This is a genomic window from Variovorax sp. 22077, assembly GCF_052044195.1.
In the GTDB taxonomy this organism is placed as follows: Bacteria; Pseudomonadota; Gammaproteobacteria; order Burkholderiales; family Burkholderiaceae_C; genus Variovorax; species Variovorax atrisoli.
The window spans coordinates 53,598-72,356 of record NZ_JBQEQC010000019.1; the positions used below are offsets into that span (position 1 = coordinate 53,598).

General features: G+C 70.3%; 17 protein-coding genes and 1 tRNA gene. 14 read left to right on the forward strand and 4 right to left on the reverse strand.

Annotation, left to right across the window (positions count from 1 at the left end):
- The first annotated feature begins 3 nt into the window (after positions 1-3).
- The 9 genes from fdxH to ACTJLF_RS24420 all read left to right on the forward strand — a co-directional run bounded on the left by fdxH (position 4) and on the right by ACTJLF_RS24420 (position 9,488).
- A complete protein-coding gene (gene fdxH / locus ACTJLF_RS24380) occupies positions 4-972 on the forward strand; it encodes a formate dehydrogenase subunit beta (RefSeq protein ID WP_132753909.1) in 969 nt (322 codons plus the stop codon).
- Positions 973-985: 13 nt separating this feature from the next.
- Positions 986-1,609 carry a formate dehydrogenase subunit gamma gene (locus tag ACTJLF_RS24385; protein ID WP_132753911.1) on the forward strand — a complete coding sequence of 208 codons (624 nt, stop codon included), beginning with the start codon at positions 986-988 and terminating at the stop codon, positions 1,607-1,609.
- Between the two features lie 180 nt (positions 1,610-1,789).
- A complete protein-coding gene (fdhE, locus tag ACTJLF_RS24390; protein ID WP_132753913.1) occupies positions 1,790-2,818 on the forward strand; it encodes a formate dehydrogenase accessory protein FdhE in 1,029 nt (342 codons plus the stop codon).
- Positions 2,818-4,266: an L-seryl-tRNA(Sec) selenium transferase gene (selA, locus tag ACTJLF_RS24395; protein WP_440884061.1), complete on the forward strand. Its 1,449-nt coding sequence runs from the start codon at positions 2,818-2,820 to the stop codon at positions 4,264-4,266. Before fdhE ends, selA begins: the two co-directional genes overlap by 1 nt.
- Before the next feature lie 37 nt (positions 4,267-4,303).
- Entirely contained in the window at positions 4,304-5,419 is a 1,116-nt protein-coding gene (locus tag ACTJLF_RS24400) for an acyl-CoA dehydrogenase family protein (RefSeq protein WP_440884062.1), read from the forward strand.
- A gap of 15 nt (positions 5,420-5,434) precedes the next feature.
- On the forward strand, positions 5,435-6,295 hold the full coding sequence (locus ACTJLF_RS24405) for a phosphate/phosphite/phosphonate ABC transporter substrate-binding protein (protein ID WP_440884063.1): 861 nt from the start codon (positions 5,435-5,437) through the stop codon (positions 6,293-6,295).
- Entirely contained in the window at positions 6,261-7,457 is a 1,197-nt protein-coding gene (locus tag ACTJLF_RS24410) for a ferritin-like domain-containing protein (protein ID WP_440884064.1), read from the forward strand. The genes ACTJLF_RS24405 and ACTJLF_RS24410 overlap by 35 nt, the downstream gene beginning before the upstream one ends.
- A 13-nt stretch (positions 7,458-7,470) precedes the next feature.
- Positions 7,471-9,378 carry a selenocysteine-specific translation elongation factor gene (gene selB / locus ACTJLF_RS24415; protein WP_440884065.1) on the forward strand — a complete coding sequence of 636 codons (1,908 nt, stop codon included), beginning with the start codon at positions 7,471-7,473 and terminating at the stop codon, positions 9,376-9,378.
- Positions 9,379-9,395: 17 nt separating this feature from the next.
- A tRNA-Sec gene (locus ACTJLF_RS24420) sits at positions 9,396-9,488 on the forward strand.
- A gap of 42 nt (positions 9,489-9,530) precedes the next feature.
- Here ACTJLF_RS24420 and selD read toward each other — a convergent pair.
- Complete coding sequence (gene selD, locus ACTJLF_RS24425) at positions 9,531-10,598, reverse strand: selenide, water dikinase SelD (RefSeq protein ID WP_440884066.1); 1,068 nt, start codon at positions 10,596-10,598, stop codon at positions 9,531-9,533.
- Between the two features lie 74 nt (positions 10,599-10,672).
- Between selD and ACTJLF_RS24430 the strand changes: the two genes are divergently transcribed.
- The 5 genes from ACTJLF_RS24430 to mnmH are packed head-to-tail and all read left to right on the forward strand — an operon-like array spanning position 10,673 to position 15,122.
- Complete coding sequence (locus ACTJLF_RS24430; RefSeq protein WP_019656645.1) at positions 10,673-11,530, forward strand: putative selenate ABC transporter substrate-binding protein; 858 nt, start codon at positions 10,673-10,675, stop codon at positions 11,528-11,530.
- A 10-nt stretch (positions 11,531-11,540) separates the two neighbouring features.
- Positions 11,541-12,368, forward strand: coding sequence for a phosphonate ABC transporter ATP-binding protein (locus ACTJLF_RS24435; protein ID WP_440884067.1), 828 nt, complete (start codon positions 11,541-11,543; stop codon positions 12,366-12,368).
- Positions 12,369-12,391: 23 nt separating this feature from the next.
- Positions 12,392-13,201 carry a PhnE/PtxC family ABC transporter permease gene (locus ACTJLF_RS24440; RefSeq protein WP_184606388.1) on the forward strand — a complete coding sequence of 270 codons (810 nt, stop codon included), beginning with the start codon at positions 12,392-12,394 and terminating at the stop codon, positions 13,199-13,201.
- Positions 13,198-14,001, forward strand: a complete 804-nt coding sequence (gene phnE / locus ACTJLF_RS24445) for a phosphonate ABC transporter, permease protein PhnE (protein WP_126183098.1) — start codon at positions 13,198-13,200, stop codon at positions 13,999-14,001. Before ACTJLF_RS24440 ends, phnE begins: the two co-directional genes overlap by 4 nt.
- A 44-nt stretch (positions 14,002-14,045) precedes the next feature.
- The gene (gene mnmH, locus ACTJLF_RS24450; protein ID WP_440884068.1) at positions 14,046-15,122 is read left to right on the forward strand and encodes a tRNA 2-selenouridine(34) synthase MnmH; all 1,077 of its coding nucleotides are present in this window, start codon (positions 14,046-14,048) and stop codon (positions 15,120-15,122) included.
- Here mnmH and fdhD read toward each other — a convergent pair.
- The 3 genes from fdhD to ACTJLF_RS24465 form a co-directional block, all read right to left on the reverse strand.
- Positions 15,050-15,973, reverse strand: coding sequence for a formate dehydrogenase accessory sulfurtransferase FdhD (gene fdhD, locus ACTJLF_RS24455; RefSeq protein WP_132799360.1), 924 nt, complete (start codon positions 15,971-15,973; stop codon positions 15,050-15,052). The two genes, mnmH and fdhD, sit on opposite strands and share 73 nt — an antisense overlap.
- Before the next feature lie 31 nt (positions 15,974-16,004).
- Positions 16,005-16,292 carry a hypothetical protein gene (locus ACTJLF_RS24460; RefSeq protein WP_184606221.1) on the reverse strand — a complete coding sequence of 96 codons (288 nt, stop codon included), beginning with the start codon at positions 16,290-16,292 and terminating at the stop codon, positions 16,005-16,007.
- 61 nt (positions 16,293-16,353) lie between these two features.
- On the reverse strand, positions 16,354-18,726 hold the full coding sequence (locus ACTJLF_RS24465) for an FdhF/YdeP family oxidoreductase (protein WP_440884069.1): 2,373 nt from the start codon (positions 18,724-18,726) through the stop codon (positions 16,354-16,356).
- Positions 18,727-18,759 lie beyond the last annotated feature (33 nt).

Genomic DNA, 18,759 nt, shown 5'->3' on the forward strand with positions numbered 1-18,759 from the left:
ACGATGTCATCTCTTCAAACCCTAGACATCGCCGCCCGCTCGGCCACGACCACGCCGTCGCCCGAGATCCGCCATCGGCCGCAGATCCAGCCGGTCGCGAAGCTGATCGACGTGTCGGCCTGCATCGGCTGCAAGGCCTGCCAGGTCGCATGCATGCAGTGGAACGACCTGCGCGACGAAGTCGGCACCACGCACGGCACCTACGACAACCCGGTCGACCTCACGCCCGCCTCCTGGACGGTGATGAAGTTCTCCGAGGTCGAGCCCGAAGCCGGCAAGCTCGAATGGCTGATCCGCAAGGACGGCTGCATGCACTGCGAAGACCCCGGCTGCCTGAAGTCGTGCCCCTCGCCGGGTGCCATCGTCAAGTACGCCAACGGCATCGTCGACTTCATCAGCGAGCATTGCGTGGGCTGCGGCAACTGCGTCACCGGCTGTCCCTTCGACGTGCCGCGCATCAGCAAGGTCGACAACAAGGCCTACAAGTGCTCGCTGTGCTCCGACCGCGTGGGCGTGGGCCTGGAGCCGGCCTGCGTGAAGGCCTGCCCCACCGGCGCGCTGCACTTCGGCACCAAGGAGGACATGCACGAGTACGCCTCGGAGCGCATCGTCGACCTGAAGGAGCGCGGCTTCGCCAACGCCGGCGTCTACGACCCGGCGGGCGTGGGCGGCACTCACGTGATGTACGTGCTGCAGCACGCCGACCGGCCGCAGCTGTACGCCGACCTTCCGAAGGACCCGCACATCAGCCCGCTGGTGTCGCTGTGGAAGGGCGTCGCCAAGCCGCTCGCCGTGGTCGCCATGATCGGCGCCGTGGTGGGCAGCTTCTTCCACTACATGAAGACCGGCCCCATCGAGCCCAAGGACGACCATCCCGACGCCGGCCGCGACGGCAGGCCCGACGACGTGGTGGTGATCGAGCAGCCGCCGGCCTCGGCCTCTTCGACGCCGCCCACCGCACCCCGCGCATGAGGAGAAGAACGCGATGACACGCTACTACCTTCGCCGCTACCGCGACGCCACGCGCATGAACCACTGGTTCGTCGCGATCATGTTCTTCGCCGCGGCGCTCTCGGGCCTGGCCTTCTTCCACCCGAGCCTGTTCTTCCTGAGCGCGCTCTTCGGCGGCGGGCCCTGGACGCGCATCCTGCATCCCTTCATGGGGCTGCTGATGGTGCTGGGCTTCGTGTTCCTGTTCTTCACGATGTGGCGCGAGAACATCCTCGACAAGGGCGACCGCGATTGGATCGCCAATGCGCCGAAGATGCTCAAGGGCGACAAGTCGAGCATGCCGCCGGTGGGCAAATACAACGCCGGCCAGAAGCTGGTGTTCTGGGCCTTCGGTATCAGCCTGCTGCTGTTGCTGGTGACAGGCTTCATGTTCTGGAGCCCGTGGTTCGTGGGCTTCTTCCCGATCATCCTGCGGCGCATCGCGGTGGTGGTGCACGCGGCCTCGGCCGTGGTGCTGATCCTCTCGGTCATCACGCACATCTACGCGGCCATCTGGGTCAAGGGCACGCTGCGCGCGATGACGCGCGGCACGGTCACCGAAGGCTGGGCCAAGCTCAACCATCCGCTGTGGCACCGCAAGATGACCCGGGGGGAATGAACTGGTTCTCTCCAGGCTGCGCGCACTTCGTGTGGCGCGCGCCTTCCCCCTTCCGGGGGCGATACCTCCGGCCCGGCAACGGCGGTTCAGCGGCATCCTGCGAACAAACCCGGGCCGCCCTGCGGGGACTCGGGGCGATCGCGTATCGCAAATCGTGCGAATGGCTGTAGAGTCGTCCGGATGAGCAGTTCCAACGGCAATCCACCGCCGATCCGGACCACCCGCGTCCTCGAGCCGGAGCAGATCGCCATGCAGGCCGGGCGGCAGATGCCGTTCCTGCGCCTGCCGGTGCGCTCCCTCGCCTTCTCCGACCGCCAGCTCAGGCTGCGGCAGCTCGCGGCATCGCATCCGATGCGCGAGTACCTGATCTTCATCGCCGACCTCGCCCAGGCGCAGCACCAGGTGCTGCAGGACTACCCGCCTGTCGAGCTGCCCGGATCCGAAGCGCTCGAGGCCGCCGCGAAGGTGCTCAAGCCGCCGATGCCCGCCTTCGGCTGGACGCGCGATCCGGTCTGGCTGAATGAACTGCGCCGGCTGCTCGCACTCTTTCGCGCAAGGCTGCCCGAAGGCCCCGCACGCGACACGCTCGACCGCGTGGCGGCCGCCGACGACGCATGGATCGACGCGCAGGCCGACCGGCTCTCGCGCCGCATCATGTTCGGCCTCGACCTTGCCGCGGCGCCGCTGATCGCCGCCGGGCTGCAGGCCTACTGGACGCACCTGGTGCTGCAGGTGGCCGAGAGCGCAGGCGAGAACATCTACGGCCGCACCGACCCCGGCAACGAATGCCCCTGCTGCGGCAGCGCACCCACAGCGAGCATCACGCGCATCGGCGCCGACGAGGCGGGCTTTCGCTACCTGCACTGCTCGCTGTGCGGCACCGAGTGGCACTACGTGCGCATCAAGTGCACGCACTGCGAGAGCACCAAGGGCATCCACTTCGAGTCGCTGGCGCCGCAGCCCGGCGTGGAACTTCCGGCCACCGGCGCGCGCGAAGGCGCGGTGAAGGCCGAGTGCTGCGACAGCTGCGGCCACTACCTCAAGCAGGTCGTGATGGAGAAGGACCCCGAGGTCGAACCCGTTGCAGACGACCTGGCGAGCGTCACGCTGGATCTGCTCGTGTCCGAAGGCGGCCACCAGCGCAGCGGCCACAACCTGATGCTGCTGTTCAGCGACCCCGAAATACCAGACGACGGCGGAGGCGGCTGATGGCGATGCCCGAAGAGTCCGTGGTCCACGGCTCGACGGCAAGGCCCCAGGATCTGCCTTCTGTCGATCAATTGCTGCGCCTCGCCGTGCCGGGTGCATTGCTGGCCGAGAACGGCCACACGCTCGTGGTGAAAGAGGCGCGCGCGCTGCTCGAAGGGCTTCGCGCACAAGCCGTCGCAGGCAAACTCGCCGCTGCCGACGTGCGGCCCGATGCGCTCGGCGACGCGCTCGCCGCGCGCATCCAGTCGCGCCTCGCGCCGCGCATGAAGGCGGTGCTGAACCTCACGGGCACCGTCATCCACACCAACCTGGGCCGCGCCTTGCTGGCCGATGCGGCGCTGCAGCGGCTGCTGGCGGTGATGACGTCGCCCAACAACCTCGAGTACGACCTCGCCACCGGCAGCCGAGGCGACCGCGACTCGCTGGTCGAAGAGCTTCTGTGCACCATCACCGGCGCCGAGGCCGCCACGGTGGTCAACAACAACGCCGCCGCGGTGCTGCTCACCATCGCGGCGCTGGCGCGCGAACGCGAGGTGATCGTCTCGCGCGGGGAGCTGGTGGAGATCGGCGGCGCCTTCCGCATGCCCGACGTGATGGCCAGCGCGGGCGCGCGCATGGTCGAGGTCGGCACCACCAACCGCACGCATCCGCAGGACTACGAGCGCGCCATCAACGATCGCACCGCGCTCGTGATGAAGGTGCACACCAGCAACTACGCCGTGCAGGGCTTCACCTCGGCCGTCGACGAGGCCACGCTCGCCGGCATCGCGCATGCGCGCGGCGTGCCGCTGGCCACCGACCTGGGCAGCGGCTCGCTGGTCGACCTCGCGCGCTACGGCCTGCCGCGCGAGCCGCTGCCGCAGGAGATGCTCGCGGCCGGCTGCGACGTGGTCACCTTCTCGGGCGACAAGCTGCTCGGCGGACCGCAGGCCGGCCTCATCGTGGGCAGCAAGGAAGCCGTGGGCCGCATCCGCAAGTTCCCGATGAAGCGCGCGCTGCGCATGAGCAAGCTGCCGCTGGCCGCGCTCGAGGCGACGCTGTCGCTCTACCTGCGGCCCGAGCGCCTCGCGCAGGACCTGCCGACGCTGCGGCTGCTCACCCGGCCCGCCGATGCGATCCGCGAGATGGCCGAGGCGTTGCGCGAGCCTGTGCAGGCGGCCGTGGCACCGCGCTTCACGGTCGAGGTGGTGCCGCTGCTCGGGCAGATCGGCTCCGGCTCGCTGCCGGTGGAGCGCCTGCCCTCCGCGGGCCTCGCGCTTGCGCCGGCCGGCACCTCGAAGAAGGGCATCGGCACCGCGCTGGACGCCCTCGCCACCGCGCTGCGCGGCCTGCCGCTGCCGGTGATCGGACGCATCGCCGAAGACCGCCTGCTGCTCGACCTGCGCTGCCTGGAAGACAGCATGCCCTTCACGGGCCAGCTCGCCACCCTGCGCGAGCGGCTGCTGTAGCGCCCCCTTTCCCTCAACCACCTGTCTGGAGAAAGCGATGAGTCCCCTCGAAGTGCTCGCCGGTATCGAAACGCAAACGCTGAAGCCCCTGGCCCAGCGCACCGACGCCGAGGGACGCTTTCCACGAGAGACGATCTCGGCGCTGGGCGAGTCCGGCCTGCTCGGGCTGGTCTCGGCCGCGTCGGTCGGCGGACAGGGCCTGGGCCTGAAGGAGGCCGCGCAGGTGGTCTCGCGCATCGCGCAGACCTGCCCCTCCACCGCGATGATCGTGTGCATGCACTACTGCGCCACGGCCGTGCTCGAACAGTTCGGCCCCGAGGACACGCGCCGCGCCGTCGCCAGGGGCAAGCACCTGAGCACGCTGGCCTTTTCCGAGGCCGATTCGCGCAGCCACTTCTGGGCGCCCACCGGCACCGCGCGCGCGGACGGCAGCAGCGTGGTGCTCGACGCCCGCAAGAGCTGGGTCACCTCCGCCTTCGAGGCCGACAGCTACGTGTGGTCGAGCAAGCCGCTCGCGGCCGAAGGCGCCAGCACGCTGTGGCTGGTCGACGCGAAATCCGACGGGCTGAGCCAGCCCGGCCGCTTCAACGGGCTGGGGCTGCGCGGCAACGCCTCCACGCCGATCACCGCGAGCAACGTGCGCGTTCCCGCGAGCGCCAGGCTCGGCGAGGACGGCAAGGGCTTCGACACCATGATGGGCGTGGTGCTGCCGTGGTTCTCGGTGCTCAGCGCGGCCTGCTCGACCGGCCTGATGGAAGGTGCGCTGCAAGGCGCCATCGGCCACGTGGGCCAGACGCGTCACGTGCACCTCGGCTCATCGCTGGCCGACCTGCCCACCATCCGCGCCTACCTTGCGAAGGGGCGCATCAAGGCCGACATGGCGCAGGCGCTGCTGGCCGACACCATCGAAGCCATCGGCGCGGGCCGCGCCGACACCATGCTGCGCGTGCTCGAAGTGAAGGCGGCCGCCGCCGAGACCGCGCTCGAAGTCACCGACATCGCGATGCGCGTGTGCGGCGGCGCGGCCTTCCGCAAGGAGGCGGGCATCGAGCGGCTGTTCCGCGACGCCCGCGCGTCGAGCGTGATGGCGCCGACCTCCGACGTGCTCTACGACTTCATCGGCAAGGCCGTCACCGGCCTGCCGCTGTTCTGAGGAAGGATCGATTCCATGCCTGAACCCACGCTGATCATGGGCGCGGTGGCTTACGCGCCCAAGGTCGTCACCATCTGGGAGGGCTTCAAGGCCTTCTTCGCGAAGAACGGCCTGGCCTTCGACTACGTGCTGTATTCGAACTACGAAAGCCAGGTCGAGGCGCAGTTCGACGGCACGCTGCACCTCGCGTGGAACTCGCCGCTGGCCTGGGTACGCGCCGAGCGCATCGCGCGCAGCCGGGGCCTGAAGGTGCAAGCCGTGGCCATGCGCGACACCGATTGCGACCTGCGCTCCGCCATCGTCGTGCGCGCCGACGGCCCGGTGCAGTCGCTGGCCGACCTGCGCGGCAGGACCATCGGGTTCGGCGCGCTCGATTCGCCGCAGGCCACGCTGATTCCGCTCGACCACCTGCGCAGCGAAGGCCTGGTGAAGCAGCGCGACTTCCAGGCGCGCTACTTCGACGTGCTCGGCGGCAAGCACGGCGACCACATCGGCGGCGAGCGCGATGCGGCGCTCGCGCTGATGGCCGGCGAGATCGACGCCTGCTGCCTGATCGACGGCAACCACCTGGCCTTCGGCCTCGACGGCACGCTGCCGCCGGGCGCCACGCGCGTGTTGGCGCGCACCGGCGCCTACGACCACTGCAACTTCACCACCAGCCCCGGCGCGCCGGCCGGGCTGGTCGACCGCTTCGTCTCGCTGCTGATGGCGATGCGCTGGGACGACCCGCAGGTGCGCCCGCTGCTCGAACTCGAAGGATTGCGCGAATGGCGCGCCGGCCGCACCAGCGGCTATGCGCTGCTCGAACGTGCGGTGGACGACGAAGCCTTCTACGACGGCGATGGCCGCATCACCAACCCCGACTATCGATATTGAGTCGCTGGGCCTCGACCAGGGCGCCCTGCTGCTCATTCGCCGCGCGCTGGCCGAACGGCCGGTGGGCGGCGAGCTGCGCGTGCGCGGGCGCTCGCCGGACTGGCGCATGCACCTGGAGGCCTGGTGCCGCAGCCAGGGTCATGCGCTGCGCTTCGATGCCGGGCAGGATGAAGCGGCCATCACGCGCGGCCCGCATGCCGAGGGCCGCTGGCTGGGCGCTCAATCGACAGGCGACGCCGGCGATGCCCCGGCCCCGGACGCCCCGCCCGGCTGGGGCCTGGCCGCGCGCGGCGCCACGGTGGAAGCCGGCAGCCCGCCCTTTTTCTTCGCGCTGCACCGCCGCGACGAGCTCTGGGCCGCCACGGCCGGCGAGCTCTATCGGCAGGCGGCCGCAGCCCAGTGGGACCCGGCCACCGCCATCGACTGGGACGCACCCTTCGAGCTGCCGGACGCCGTCGAAGCCGCCGTGGTGCAGGTGATGACCTACCTGATCGAGAACGAGAACGCCGCGCTGCTGGTGCCGGCGCGCCACCTCGGGCAGATCCACCCGCACTTCCGCGAGGTGCTGCAGCTGCTGGCGCTGCAGTGCGCGGACGAGGCGCGGCACGTGGAGGTGTTCACGCGCCGCGCCACGCTGCGCGGCCACCGGCCGGCGCTGTCGACGGCGGGCGGGCAGGCCTCGCTGCGCACGCTGTTCGATGCGCCCGATTTCTCCATTGCCACCTTCCTGCTGGCGGTGCTCGGCGAAGGCAGCTTCGTGAACCTGCTCAATTTCCTGCATGCGCACGCGCCCGACCCGGTGACCCGGCAGATCGCGCGGCTCGCGGCGCGCGACGAAGCGCGCCATGTCGCCTTCGGCATGGCGCACCTGGAATACCGGCTCTCGGTGCAGCCCGACTACCAGGTGCGGCTGCGCAACGCCATCGAGCTGCGCTACGACACGCTGGCCGGCACGGCGGGCCTCAACGAGGAGGTGTTCGACTCACTGGTGCTGCTGGCGGCCGGCGAACTCTCGCCCGCTGCCGTCGCGCGCGGGCACGCGGCCGTGCAGCAGCTGCAGCGCGACATGGCGGCCGGGCGCCGGGCGCGGCTCTCGCGGCTGGGCTTCGGGCACCACGAGGCTCAGCGCCTCGCCGAACTGCACACCCGCAACTTCATGTGACGGCATACCCACGATGATCATCGGCACCGCAGGCCACATCGACCACGGCAAGACCACGCTGGTTCGCGCGCTCACCGGCGTCGACACCGACCGGCTGCCCGAGGAAAAACGACGCGGAATTTCCATCGAGCTCGGCTATGCGTACCTGCACGCGCCAGACGGGGTGTCGCTGGGCTTCGTCGACGTGCCGGGCCACGAGCGGCTGCTGCACACCATGCTCGCCGGCGCGACCGGCATCGACCACGCGCTGCTGGTGGTGGCGGCCGACGACGGCGTGATGCCGCAGACACGCGAGCACTTCGCGGTGGTGGCGCTGCTCGGCGTGCGCGAGGCGACGGTGGCCATCACCAAGATCGACCGCATCGACGAGGTCGTTCGCGAATCGCGTCTGGCCGAGGTGCGGGCCGGCATCTCCGCCCTGCTCGCGCCCACGCCGCTGGCCGGGGCGCCCATGCTGGCGGTGTCGGCCACCACGGGCGAAGGCATCGACGCGCTGCGCGAGCGGTTGCTGGAGGTCGCCCGTCAGGAACATTCACGCGAGGAAGGCCTGGCCTTCCGCCTCGCGGTGGACCGGTCGTTCAGCCTCTCCGGCGTGGGCACCGTCGTCACCGGCACGGTCTTCAGCGGCACGGTGCGCATCGGCGACGAGCTGCGCATCGCGCCGGGCAGCCGCACGGTGCGCGTGCGCGGCATCCATGCGCAGAACCAGCAGGCCGAGTCGGCGCACGCGGGGCAGCGCTGTGCGCTCGCACTGGCCGGCGTCGGCAAGGACGAGGTGCATCGCGGCGAGTGGGTCTGCACGCCGTCGGTTGCGCTCGCCTCGGCGCGCATCGACATCCTGCTCACGCTGTGGCCCGACGAGGCGAAGCCGCTGCCCTCGGGCGCGACGGTGCATGCGCACCTGGGCGCGAGCGACGTGATGGCGTCGGTCGCGCTGCTCGACCGCGATGCCCTCGCGCCCGGAGAGACCGCCCTTGCCCAGTTGGTGCTGCGCGAGCCTGCAGGCGCATGGCACGGCGACCGCGGCGTGCTGCGCGATGCCTCGGCCACGCGCACGGTGGCGGGCGTGCGCGTGCTCGATCCGTTCGCGCCGGTGCGCTATCGCCGCACGCCCGAGCGGCTGCGCACGCTGGCGGCGTGGGCCATCGACGAACGGGCTGCCCGCGTGGCCGCGCTGCTGCACAACGCGCCGCTGGGCATCGACACCGCACAGGCGGCGCGTGCGCTCTCGCTGGCCGACGAAGAGGCTCTTCCGCTGCCGGCCGACGCGGTGCGCATCGGCCACACGGCCATCGCTCGGTCGCACCTGGGCGTGCTCGAGGAACAGATCGCGGAGCGCCTCGCGGATTTCCATCGCACCGCACCAGACGAAGTCGGCCCCGATGCGCGCCGCCTCAAGCGCCTTGCCGGCCCACGCACGGACGACGCGCTCTGGCGCCATGCGCTCGACGAGCTGGTCGCGCGGGGCACGCTGGTGCGCAGCGGCACCTGGCTGCACCTGCCCGACCATGCCGCGCGCCTCAACGAGGCGGAGCAGAAGCTCGCGCAGAAGCTGCTGCCCAGGCTGGCCGACCGCGGCTTCGACCCGCCGTGGGTGCGCGACCTGGCCAAGGACTGCGCGGCGAGCGAAGCGATGGTGCGGCAGACGCTCGCGAGCCTCGCGCGCCGCGGCGAGACCTTCCAGGTGGTGAAGGACCTGTACTATCCATTGGCGACGGTGGAGCGCCTTGCGGCGATCGCGCGCGATTGCCTCGACGGGCCTGCGGGCCTTGAGGCCGCGAGCTTCAGGGACGCAACCGGGCTGGGGCGCAAGCGCGCAATCCAGCTGCTGGAATTCTTCGATCGTGTGGGCTACACGCGGCGCGTGAAAGACACGCACCTGCTGCGGCCGGATACGTCGTTGTTCGGGGCAAGGCCTTGAACGACGAATCGGATCATGGAGGGAGATCGCCCCTGGTGGGGCGGCCGGGCTTCAAACCCGGTTGGTGGCGCCAGCCGTCGCCGGGAAGGTTCGACTCCTTCCTCCCTCCGCCGTCGAGCGGGCATTCGACGAGTCGGCGTAGAACTGCTTCTTCAGGGCACCACGTGCAGCGACGGCTCGCCGGCTTCCACGCGGCCGATGACTGCGGCGCGCGCGAAGCCCTCGTCGCGGAAGACCTTCAGCACCGCATCGACCGCATTGGGCGCGCAGCTCACGAGCAGTCCGCCCGAGGTCTGCGGATCGCTCAGCAGGTTCTGCGTGGTGGCGTGCAGGCCGGGGACGAGTTTCACGTCGGCGCCGTAGCCGGCCCAGTTGCGGCCGGACGCGCCGGTGACCATGCCTTCGGCGGCCATCACCACCACGTTCTCGAGCAGCGGCACCCTCGACCACTCGATGACGGCCCTGAGCTTTGCGCCGCGCGCCAGCTCGAGCGCGTGGCCGGCCAGGCCGAAGCCGGTGACGTCCGTGAGCGCATGCACGCCGTCGAGAGCCGACAGCGCGATGCCGGGGGTGTTGAGCTTCGTCGTGTTCTCGATGAGCTGGCGGTAGCCGGTCTCGGAGAGCTGTTCCTTCTTGAGCGCGGCGGAGAGCACGCCCACGCCCAGCGGCTTGCCCAGCACGAGCACGTCGCCGGCCTTCGCGTCGGCGTTGCGGCGTACGCGCTCGGGGTGCACCAGGCCCATGGCGACGAGGCCGTAGATGGGCTCGACCGAATCGATGGTATGGCCGCCCGCAATGGGGATGCCGGCCGCGCGGCACACGTCCTGTCCGCCGCGCACGATCTCGGCGATGACTTCCACCGGCAGCTGATTGATCGGCATGGCGACGAGCGCCAGCGCCATGATCGGGCGCCCGCCCATCGCGTACACGTCGCTGATCGCGTTGGTCGCGGCGATGCGGCCGAACTCGTACGGGTCGTCGACGATGGGCATGAAGAAGTCGGTGGTCGCGATCAGCGCCTGCTGGTCGTTGAGCCGGTAGACGGCTGCGTCGTCGGCGGTCTCGATGCCCACCATGAGCTCGGGCGGGATCAGCCCGCCGGCCTGGTTCTTCAGGATCTGCGACAGCACGCCGGGCGCGATCTTGCAGCCGCAGCCGCCTCCATGCGAAAAACTCGTGAGGCGCAGCGGCGCGAGCGGGTTCATGAGAGTCGGGTTCATGGCGCGATTATCGAATCGGGCCCGCTTTCTACAATCCCGTCCCTTCCTATCCCGCACGTCCCAGAGGCGCATCCATGAAAAAGACTCTCACCCGACTGGCCCTTGGCCTGACCTTCTCCGCCGCGAGCCTCGGCGCCTTCGCGCAGGGCGTGCTGCGCGTGTCGGCCATTCCCGACGAGGCGCCCACCGAGCTGCAGCGCAAGTTCACGCCGCTGGGCGACTACCTCAAGAAGGAAACCGGCATGGACGTGCAGTTCACGCCCGTGACCGACTACGCCGCCGTGGTCGAGGGCCTGGCCACCAACAAGATCGACCTGGCCTGGCTCGGCGGCTTCACCTACGTGCAGGCGCGCATCCGCACCAACGGCGGCGCGGTGCCCATCGTGCAGCGCGCGGAGGACGAGGTGTTCACCAGCAAGTTCATCGTGCCGGTGGACAGCACCGCCAAGACGCTGGCCGACCTGAAGGGCAAGACCTTCGCCTTCGGCGCGCCCTCCTCCACCTCGGGCAGCCTGATGCCGCGCTACTTCCTGCTGCAGGCGGGCATCAATCCCGAGAAGGACTTCAAGACCGTCGCGTTCTCGGGCGCGCACGACGCCACCGTGGCCTTCGTGGCCGCCTCGCGCGCCGAGGCCGGCGTGCTCAACGCCTCGGTGTGGGACAAGCTGGTCGAGGCCAAGAACCCCAACGCCGCCAAGGTGCGCGTGCTGGCCACCACGCCGACCTACTACGACTACAACTGGACCGTGCGCCCCGGCCTCGATCCCGCGGTCACGAAGAAGCTGACCGACGCCTTCCTCAAGCTCGACCCGGCCAATCCGGCGCACAAGGAAATCATGGCGCTGCAGCGCGCGAGCAAGTTCATCCCGACCAAGTCGTCGAACTACGACGGGATCGAGACGGCGGGCAAGTCGGCTGGCCTGATCAAGTGAGCCTGCGCGGATGAGTTTTTCGCTGGAAGGCGCGGGCGTCGTCCATCCCAACGGCCAGCGTGCGCTGGCCGGCGTGACGCTGTCCGCGCGCGATGGCGAACGCATCGCCGTCATCGGCCCTTCGGGGGCAGGCAAGACCACGCTGCTGCGCGTGCTCGGCGCGTCGCTGCGGCCCGGCGAAGGCGAGGTGCAGGCGCTCGACGCCAGGCCGTGGCAGCTGCCCGCGGCGGCGCTGAAGAAGCTGCGCGCCCGCATCGGCACCGTGCACCAGTCGCCGCCCATCGCGCCGAGGCTGCGCGTGGTCACTGCCGTGCTTGCAGGGCGGCTCGGCGAATGGTCGATGCTGCGCGCGCTGGGCTCGCTGCTGCATCCCTCGGACATCGCCGGTGCGCACGAGGTGCTCTCGCGCCTTGCGCTGGAAGACCGCCTGTTCGAGCGCTGCGACAGGCTCTCCGGCGGCCAGCTGCAGCGCGTGGGCATCGCACGCGTGCTCTACCAGCGCCCCGCCCTGCTGCTGGCCGACGAGCCGGTGTCCGCACTCGACCCCACGCTGGCCGACGCGGCCATCGGCCAGCTCGTCGCGCAGAGCGAATCGACCGGCGCGACGCTGATGGCATCGCTGCATGCGGTGGACCTCGCGCTGCGCTGGTTTCCGCGCGTCGTCGGCATGCGCGCCGGGACGGTGATGTTCGACCTGCCGGCATCTCAGGTCACGCCAGAGATGCTCGATGCGCTCTACGCGAGCGAAGGCGGCATCGCGACGCAACGGCCGCTGCCGGCGGGTGCGACGACAGCGGCGGCGGTGGAGGCGGCCTTCCATCGGCCCGACTGCCCTTGAGCACGAACGTCGCTTCCCCGTCCATGCGCGACCCGCACGCCGCGCGGCGGCTGGCCGCCTGCGCCGCCGCGCTCGTCATCGCGTGGCCGATGCTGGCGCTGTCCGAATTCAAGCCGTGGGCGCTCTTCACCGACGGCAATCTGGCGGTCATCGGCGGCTTCCTGGCGGGTTTCTTCCCGCCCGACGGCTCGCCGGCCTTTCTCGCCCTGCTGCTCAAGGCCACGCTGGAGACGCTGGCCATGGCCACGGCCGGCACCGCGCTCGCGTTGCTGATCGGCGCTCCGCTGGGCTTCGTGACGACCCGCGCGCTGTCCATCTCGCGCATCGGGCCGGGGCCGGGCCGGGTGCAGGCCGGCATCGTGCGGCAGGCGGCGCGCTGGCTGCTGATGGTGCTGCGGGCGATTCCGGAGATCGTCTGGGCGCTGCTGTTCGTGCGCGCACTGGGGCTCGGCCCGGCCTCGGGCGTGCTGGCGCTGGCCATCACCTACGGCGGCATGCTGGGCAAGGTCTACGCGGAGATCCTCGAATCGGCCGACACGCGCCCGGCCCGCGCGCTGCTCGAAGGCGGCAGCGGGCGGCTGGCTGCGCTGTGCTACGGCCTGCTGCCGAACACGGCGCAGGAGCTGGCCTCCTACACCGTCTACCGCTGGGAATGCGCGGTGCGCGCGTCGGTGGTGATGGGCTTCGTCGGCGCGGGCGGACTTGGGCAGTTGATGGACCAGTCGATGAAGATGCTCAACGGCGGCGAGGCCAGCAGCATCCTGCTGGTGTTCCTGGCGCTGGTGCTGCTGGCCGATCTGCTGAGCAGCGCGCTGCGGAGGCTGCTGGCATGACGACGAAGACGCTGCCTCCGCGCCCGCCGCCGTGCTGGCGATGCCGCATCGCGCTGCTGCTGATCGGCGCGGCCGTGGTGGCGAGCTTCGTCTACCTCGGCATCGACTACCGGGCACTGGGCTCGGCGGAATCGCTCAAGCTCATGGGCAGGTTCGTCGCCGAGTTCTTCCCGCCCGACATGTCGCCGGACTTTCTCGCCAAGGTCGGGCATGGGGCATTGCAGACGCTGGCGGTGTCGGCCCTCGGTACCGTGCTGGCGGCGCTTGCGGGCGCGGTGCTGGCCTTGCCTGCCTCCGGTCGCGCCGGCTGGATGCCTCGCCATGTGGCGCGATTTGCCCTCAACTTCCTGCGCAGCGTGCCCGAACTCGTCTGGGCCGCGCTGATGGTGCTGGCCGCCGGCATCGGGCCGTTCGCGGGCGCGCTGGCGCTGTCGCTGCACACCACGGGCGTGCTGGGGCGCCTGTTCGCCGAGGCGCTCGAGAACGCCCCGCGGGAGCCCGAGCACGCGCTGACGCTCTCGGGCGCCGGCCCCGTCGCCGCCTTCAGCTACGCCAGCCTGCCCATCGTGCTGCCGCAGTGGGTGGCCTACACGCTCTACCGCTGGGAAATGAACATCCGCATGGCGGCCGTGCTGGGCTTCGTGGGCGGCGGCGGACTGGGGCAGCTGCTGTACTTCCACCTGTCGATCTTCCAGCAGCAGCAGGCGATGACGGTGCTGATCGCGATGTTCGTGCTGGTCACGCTCGTCGACTTTGCGAGCGCTCGCTTGCGCAAGGGACTCGGGCCGGCCTACGCCTGAGCGCCCCGGTCGCCGACAATCGGGGGCATGAGGTTCCTTCTGCCATGAGTCATCGCCAGCCCGTGCGGGTGGCCGACCGCCACGCCTTCGACACGCTGATCGACGCCCGCTCGCCGGCCGAGTTCGCGCTCGACCACATTCCCGGCGCCATCAACTGCCCGGTGCTGAACGACGAGGAGCGCCACATCGTCGGCACCGTCTACGTGCAGACGGGAGCATTCGAGGCGCGGCGCATCGGCGGTGCGATGGTGGCCGCCAACATCGCGCGGCACCTGCGCGAGACGCTGGCCGACCGGCCCGAGAACTGGAAGCCGCTGGTCTACTGCTGGCGCGGCGGCATGCGCAGCGGCTCGATGGTCACCTGGCTGCGCCTGGTCGGCTGGGACGCGCAGCAGCTCGCGGGCGGCTACAAGAGCTTTCGCCGGCACGTGATCTCGCAGATCGACATGCTGACGCCCAGGCTCGACCTGCGCGTGATCTGCGGCGCCACCGGCAGCGCCAAGACGCGCGTGCTGCACGCGCTGGCCGCGCGCGGTGCGCAGGTGCTCGACCTGGAAGATTTCGCCTGCCACAAGGGATCGCTGCTCGGTTCGCTGCCGGGCGTGGCGCAGCCCTCGCAGAAGCACTTCGAGACGCGCATCGCGGCGGTGCTCGAAACCCTCGACCTCTCGCGTCCGCTGTACGTGGAGGGCGAGAGCATCCGCATCGGCCGCCTGTCGCTGCCATTGCCGCTGGTGGCACGGATGCGCGCCGCGCCGTGCATCGAGGTGTCGGCTACGCCCGAGGCACGGCTGGCCTATCTGCTGCGCGACTACGCCTACCTTGGCGACGACCGCGACGCGCTGGCCGACAGGCTCGGCGCGCTCAAGGAATTGCAGGGCAAGGAGACCGTCTCTCGCTGGCAGCAGTGGGCGCACGAGGCCGACCTGCCGCATCTGTTCTCGGAGCTGATGTCGCTGCACTACGACCCGCATTACCAGAAGTCGCAGGAGCTGCATTTCCGCGCCTGGGCGCAACGCCAGCGCTTGACGGCGGGCGATCTCTCGGATCAGGGCATCGAGGCCGTGGCCGATGCGGTGCTGGCGCTCGAAAGAGCCGCGCCGCCGAGCCCGTCGGCATAGAGCACGCCCCGCGGCGCGCGGCACAGCCCCCAGAACCGCAGGCCGCACAACTCGGCCATGCGCACGCCCATGGCAGTGGGCGCGGAGATGGTCGCCATCGCCGCGATGCCCACGCGCGCGCACTTGCGCACGAGTTCGTGGCTGCCGCGGCTGGACATCAGCACGAAGCCCGGCTCCTGCAGGCGGCCCGCCTGCGCGAGGCTGCCGATGAGCTTGTCGAGCGCGTTGTGGCGGCCGACGTCTTCCATGAGATCGGTGAGTTCGCCGTCGACGGTGGCCCATGCGGCTGCATGGATCGCACCGGCTTCGGCGTTGAAGACCTGGCGCGGCGGCATGGCGGCGAAGGCGCGCAGCACGGTCGCGAGGTCGATGCGTTCGATCCAGTCGCGCCGGGGCACGGGCTGCGGAGAGAGGTCGAGCCCCGCGAAGCTCTCGACGCCGCACACGCCGCAGCCGGTGCGGCCCGCGAGGCTGCGGCGGCGGTCCTTCAGGCGCTCGAAGCTGCGCGTGGAGATCTCGAGCTGCACCTCGATGCCGGGCATGCCTTCGGGCAGGCCGGCTTCGGTCGCATCGACGGTGCGCACGTCGATGCCGCGGCAGTCGGCGGCGGTGTCGAGGATGCCCTCGCTCAACGCGAAGCCGAGCGCGAAGGCTTCCATGTCCTGCGGGGTGGCCATCATCACCGCGTGCGAGACGCCGTTGAACACGAGCGCCACCGGCACCTCGGCCGCGAGCGTGTCGTCGCGCAGTTCGCCTTCCGGAGCGACGCCGCGCTCGCCGAACACGCGCACGGCATGCCGCGACAGCGGCGGCAGGGTGTCTTCGGAATCGTCGTGATCTGGCTTCGACATGTGGGCTCCGGCTGGGCGAGCCATTGTCGGCTCAGTCGCGGTTTTCGTCTTCGGGAGGCAGTGTTCTCACCTGCGCCCGCCCGGCTTCGAGCAGGTGCGCGACCCAGCGGTCGTCGTGCTGCACCACCCGCACCCAGCCCGGGCCGCGCACGCCGCCGATGGCGGCATCGCCCATCATCGTGAGCCGGCGCATCAGCACGCTGGCACCCTGGCCGAGCCGCTTGCCCAGCCGCGGCAGCGAGACGCCGGTGCCTTCGGGCTCCTGCGCGAGCATGCGCAGGATGGCGACCGACAGGCTGTCCTGCAGCAGGGCGCTCACGGCGTGCCTCCGCCCCGGCGTGCTGCGATGCGAGCCCTCTTCGAAGCGGCCGTGCAGGGGCTCACGCGGCCACCACGCCGCCGGCCTCGTCCTCCGCCAGCTTCTGGATCGGCAGCTCGTGCGGCACCAGCACCACGGGAATGGACTTGGAAGTCGGCGTGCCAGCGTTTTCCGCCACGGCCGACAACGGCACCAGCGGATTGGTCTCGGGGTAGTAGGCCGCGAGGTTGCCGCGCGGGATGTCGTAGGCCACCAGCTTGAAGCGGTCGGCACGGCGCTCCTGGCCGTCGTTCCACACGGTCTGGATGTCGACCCAGTCGCCGTCCTTCATGCCCAGGGCGCGGATGTCCTCCTTGTGGATGAAGACCACGCGGCGCTGGCCGAAGACGCCGCGATAGCGGTCGTCCATGCCGTAGATGGTGGTGTTGTACTGGTCGTGCGAACGCGTGGTCAGCAGCGTGAAGACGATGGTGTCGCCCTTCTTGGCGCCGTTCTTGGCGAAGCGCGCGCGGGCGCGGTGCGAAGGCGTGTCCAGCGGCACAGCGTGCGTGAAGAACACGGCCTTCCTCGAGGCGGTGTTCCACACCCGCTCGCTCGCGGTGTTGCGCAGGCGGAAGCCGCCGGGGTGCGCCACGCGGACGTTGAAGTCCTTGAAGTCGTCGAACACGGCTTCGATCTTGTCGCGGATGCGCGAATAGTCCTCGATGAGCCAGAGCCACGGCGTCTTGCTGCGCGCGCCCAGCGTGGCCGCCGCGAGCCGCGCCACGATGGCCGGCTCGGACAGCAGGTGCTCCGACGCGGGCGGGTTGATGCCCATCGAGATGTGCACCATGCTCATCGAGTCTTCCACCGTCACGCCCTGCTGGCCGCCGGCCTGCATGTCGATCTCGGTGCGGCCCAGGCACGGCAGGATCAGCGCCTCGCGCCCGTGGATCACATGGCTGCGGTTGAGCTTGGTGGTCACGTGCACCGTGAGCTCGCACTGCTTCAGCGCCTTCCAGGTCTGGTAGGTGTCGGGCGTGGCGGCAGCGAAGTTGCCGCCGAGCGCAAAGAACACCTTGCCCTTGCCGTCGAGCATCGACTGGATGGCCTCGACCGTATCGACGCCGTTGCGTCGCGGCGGCTCGAATCCGAACACCTGCTGCAGGCGGTCGAGCAGCGCGGCGGGCGGTTTCTCCCAGATGCCCATGGTGCGGTCGCCCTGCACGTTGCTGTGGCCGCGCACCGGGCAGGCGCCCGCGCCTTCGCGGCCCATGTTGCCGCGCATCATCAGCAGGTTGCCGATCATCTGGATCGTGGCCACCGAATGCTGGTGCTGGGTGATGCCCATGCCCCAGCAGGCGATGACGCTCTTCGCGCCCAGGTACACGTCGGCCGCGGCGCGGATCTGTTCCTCGCTCAGGCCCGATTCGCGCACGAGTACGTCCCACTGCTCGGCGCGCAGGTCGGCAGCCAGCGCCTCGAAGCCGGTGGTGTGCTCGACGATGAATGCATGGTCGAGCACCGAGGGCTCGCCGCGCGCCACGGCCTCGTCCTCGCGCTCGAGGACGTGCTTCATCATCCCCTTGATGGCGGCGAAGTCGCCGCCCACGCGCAGCTGGAAGTAGTGCGTGCTGATGGGCGTGGAGCCCAGGGTCGCCATCTCCAGCTTGTCCTGCGGATCGGCGAACCGCTCCAGGCCGCGCTCGCGCAGCGGGTTGAAGCTCACGATGCGCGCGCCGCGCTTCGATGCCGCGCGCAGCTCGCCGAGCATGCGCGGATGGTTGGTGCCGGGGTTCTGACCGAAGATGAAGATCGCATCGGCCTTCTCGAAGTCGTCGAGGGTGACCGTTCCCTTGCCCACGCCGAGCTGCGGGCGCATGCCGCTGCCGCTGGGCTCGTGGCACATGTTGGAGCAGTCGGGAAAATTGTTGGTGCCGTACTCGCGCACGAAGAGCTGGTACAGGAAGGCTGCTTCGTTGCTGGCCCGGCCCGAGGTGTAGAAGATGGCTTGGTCGGGGTCGGGCAGCGCGTTCAGGTGGCGGGCGATGCGCGCGAAGGCGTCGTCCCACTCGATCGGCACGTACTTGTCGCTCGCCGCGTCGTAGGCCATGGGGTGGGTGAGCCGGCCCTGGTCCTCGAGCCAGAAGTCGCTCTGCTCGGCCAGCTCGGCCACCGTGTGCTTCGCGAACAGCTCCGGGCCGGCGCGGCGTGCAGTGGCCTCGGCGGCCACCGCCTTCACGCCGTTCTCGCAGAACTCGAAGGTGGAGGCGTGGTTGCGGTCGGGCCAGGCGCAGCCCGGGCAGTCGAAACCGTCAGGCTGGTTGGCCGACAGCAGCGTCTTCGCGCCCTTGATCGGAATGTCCTGCCGCAGCAGCGCGTTCGTCACGCTGCGCAATGCGCCCCAGCCGCCCGCCGGGCCCTTGTAAAACTCGATCTTCTGCTCGCTGCTCATGCGAGCGAGTGTTCGCCGCGGGCCGGCGGAGCG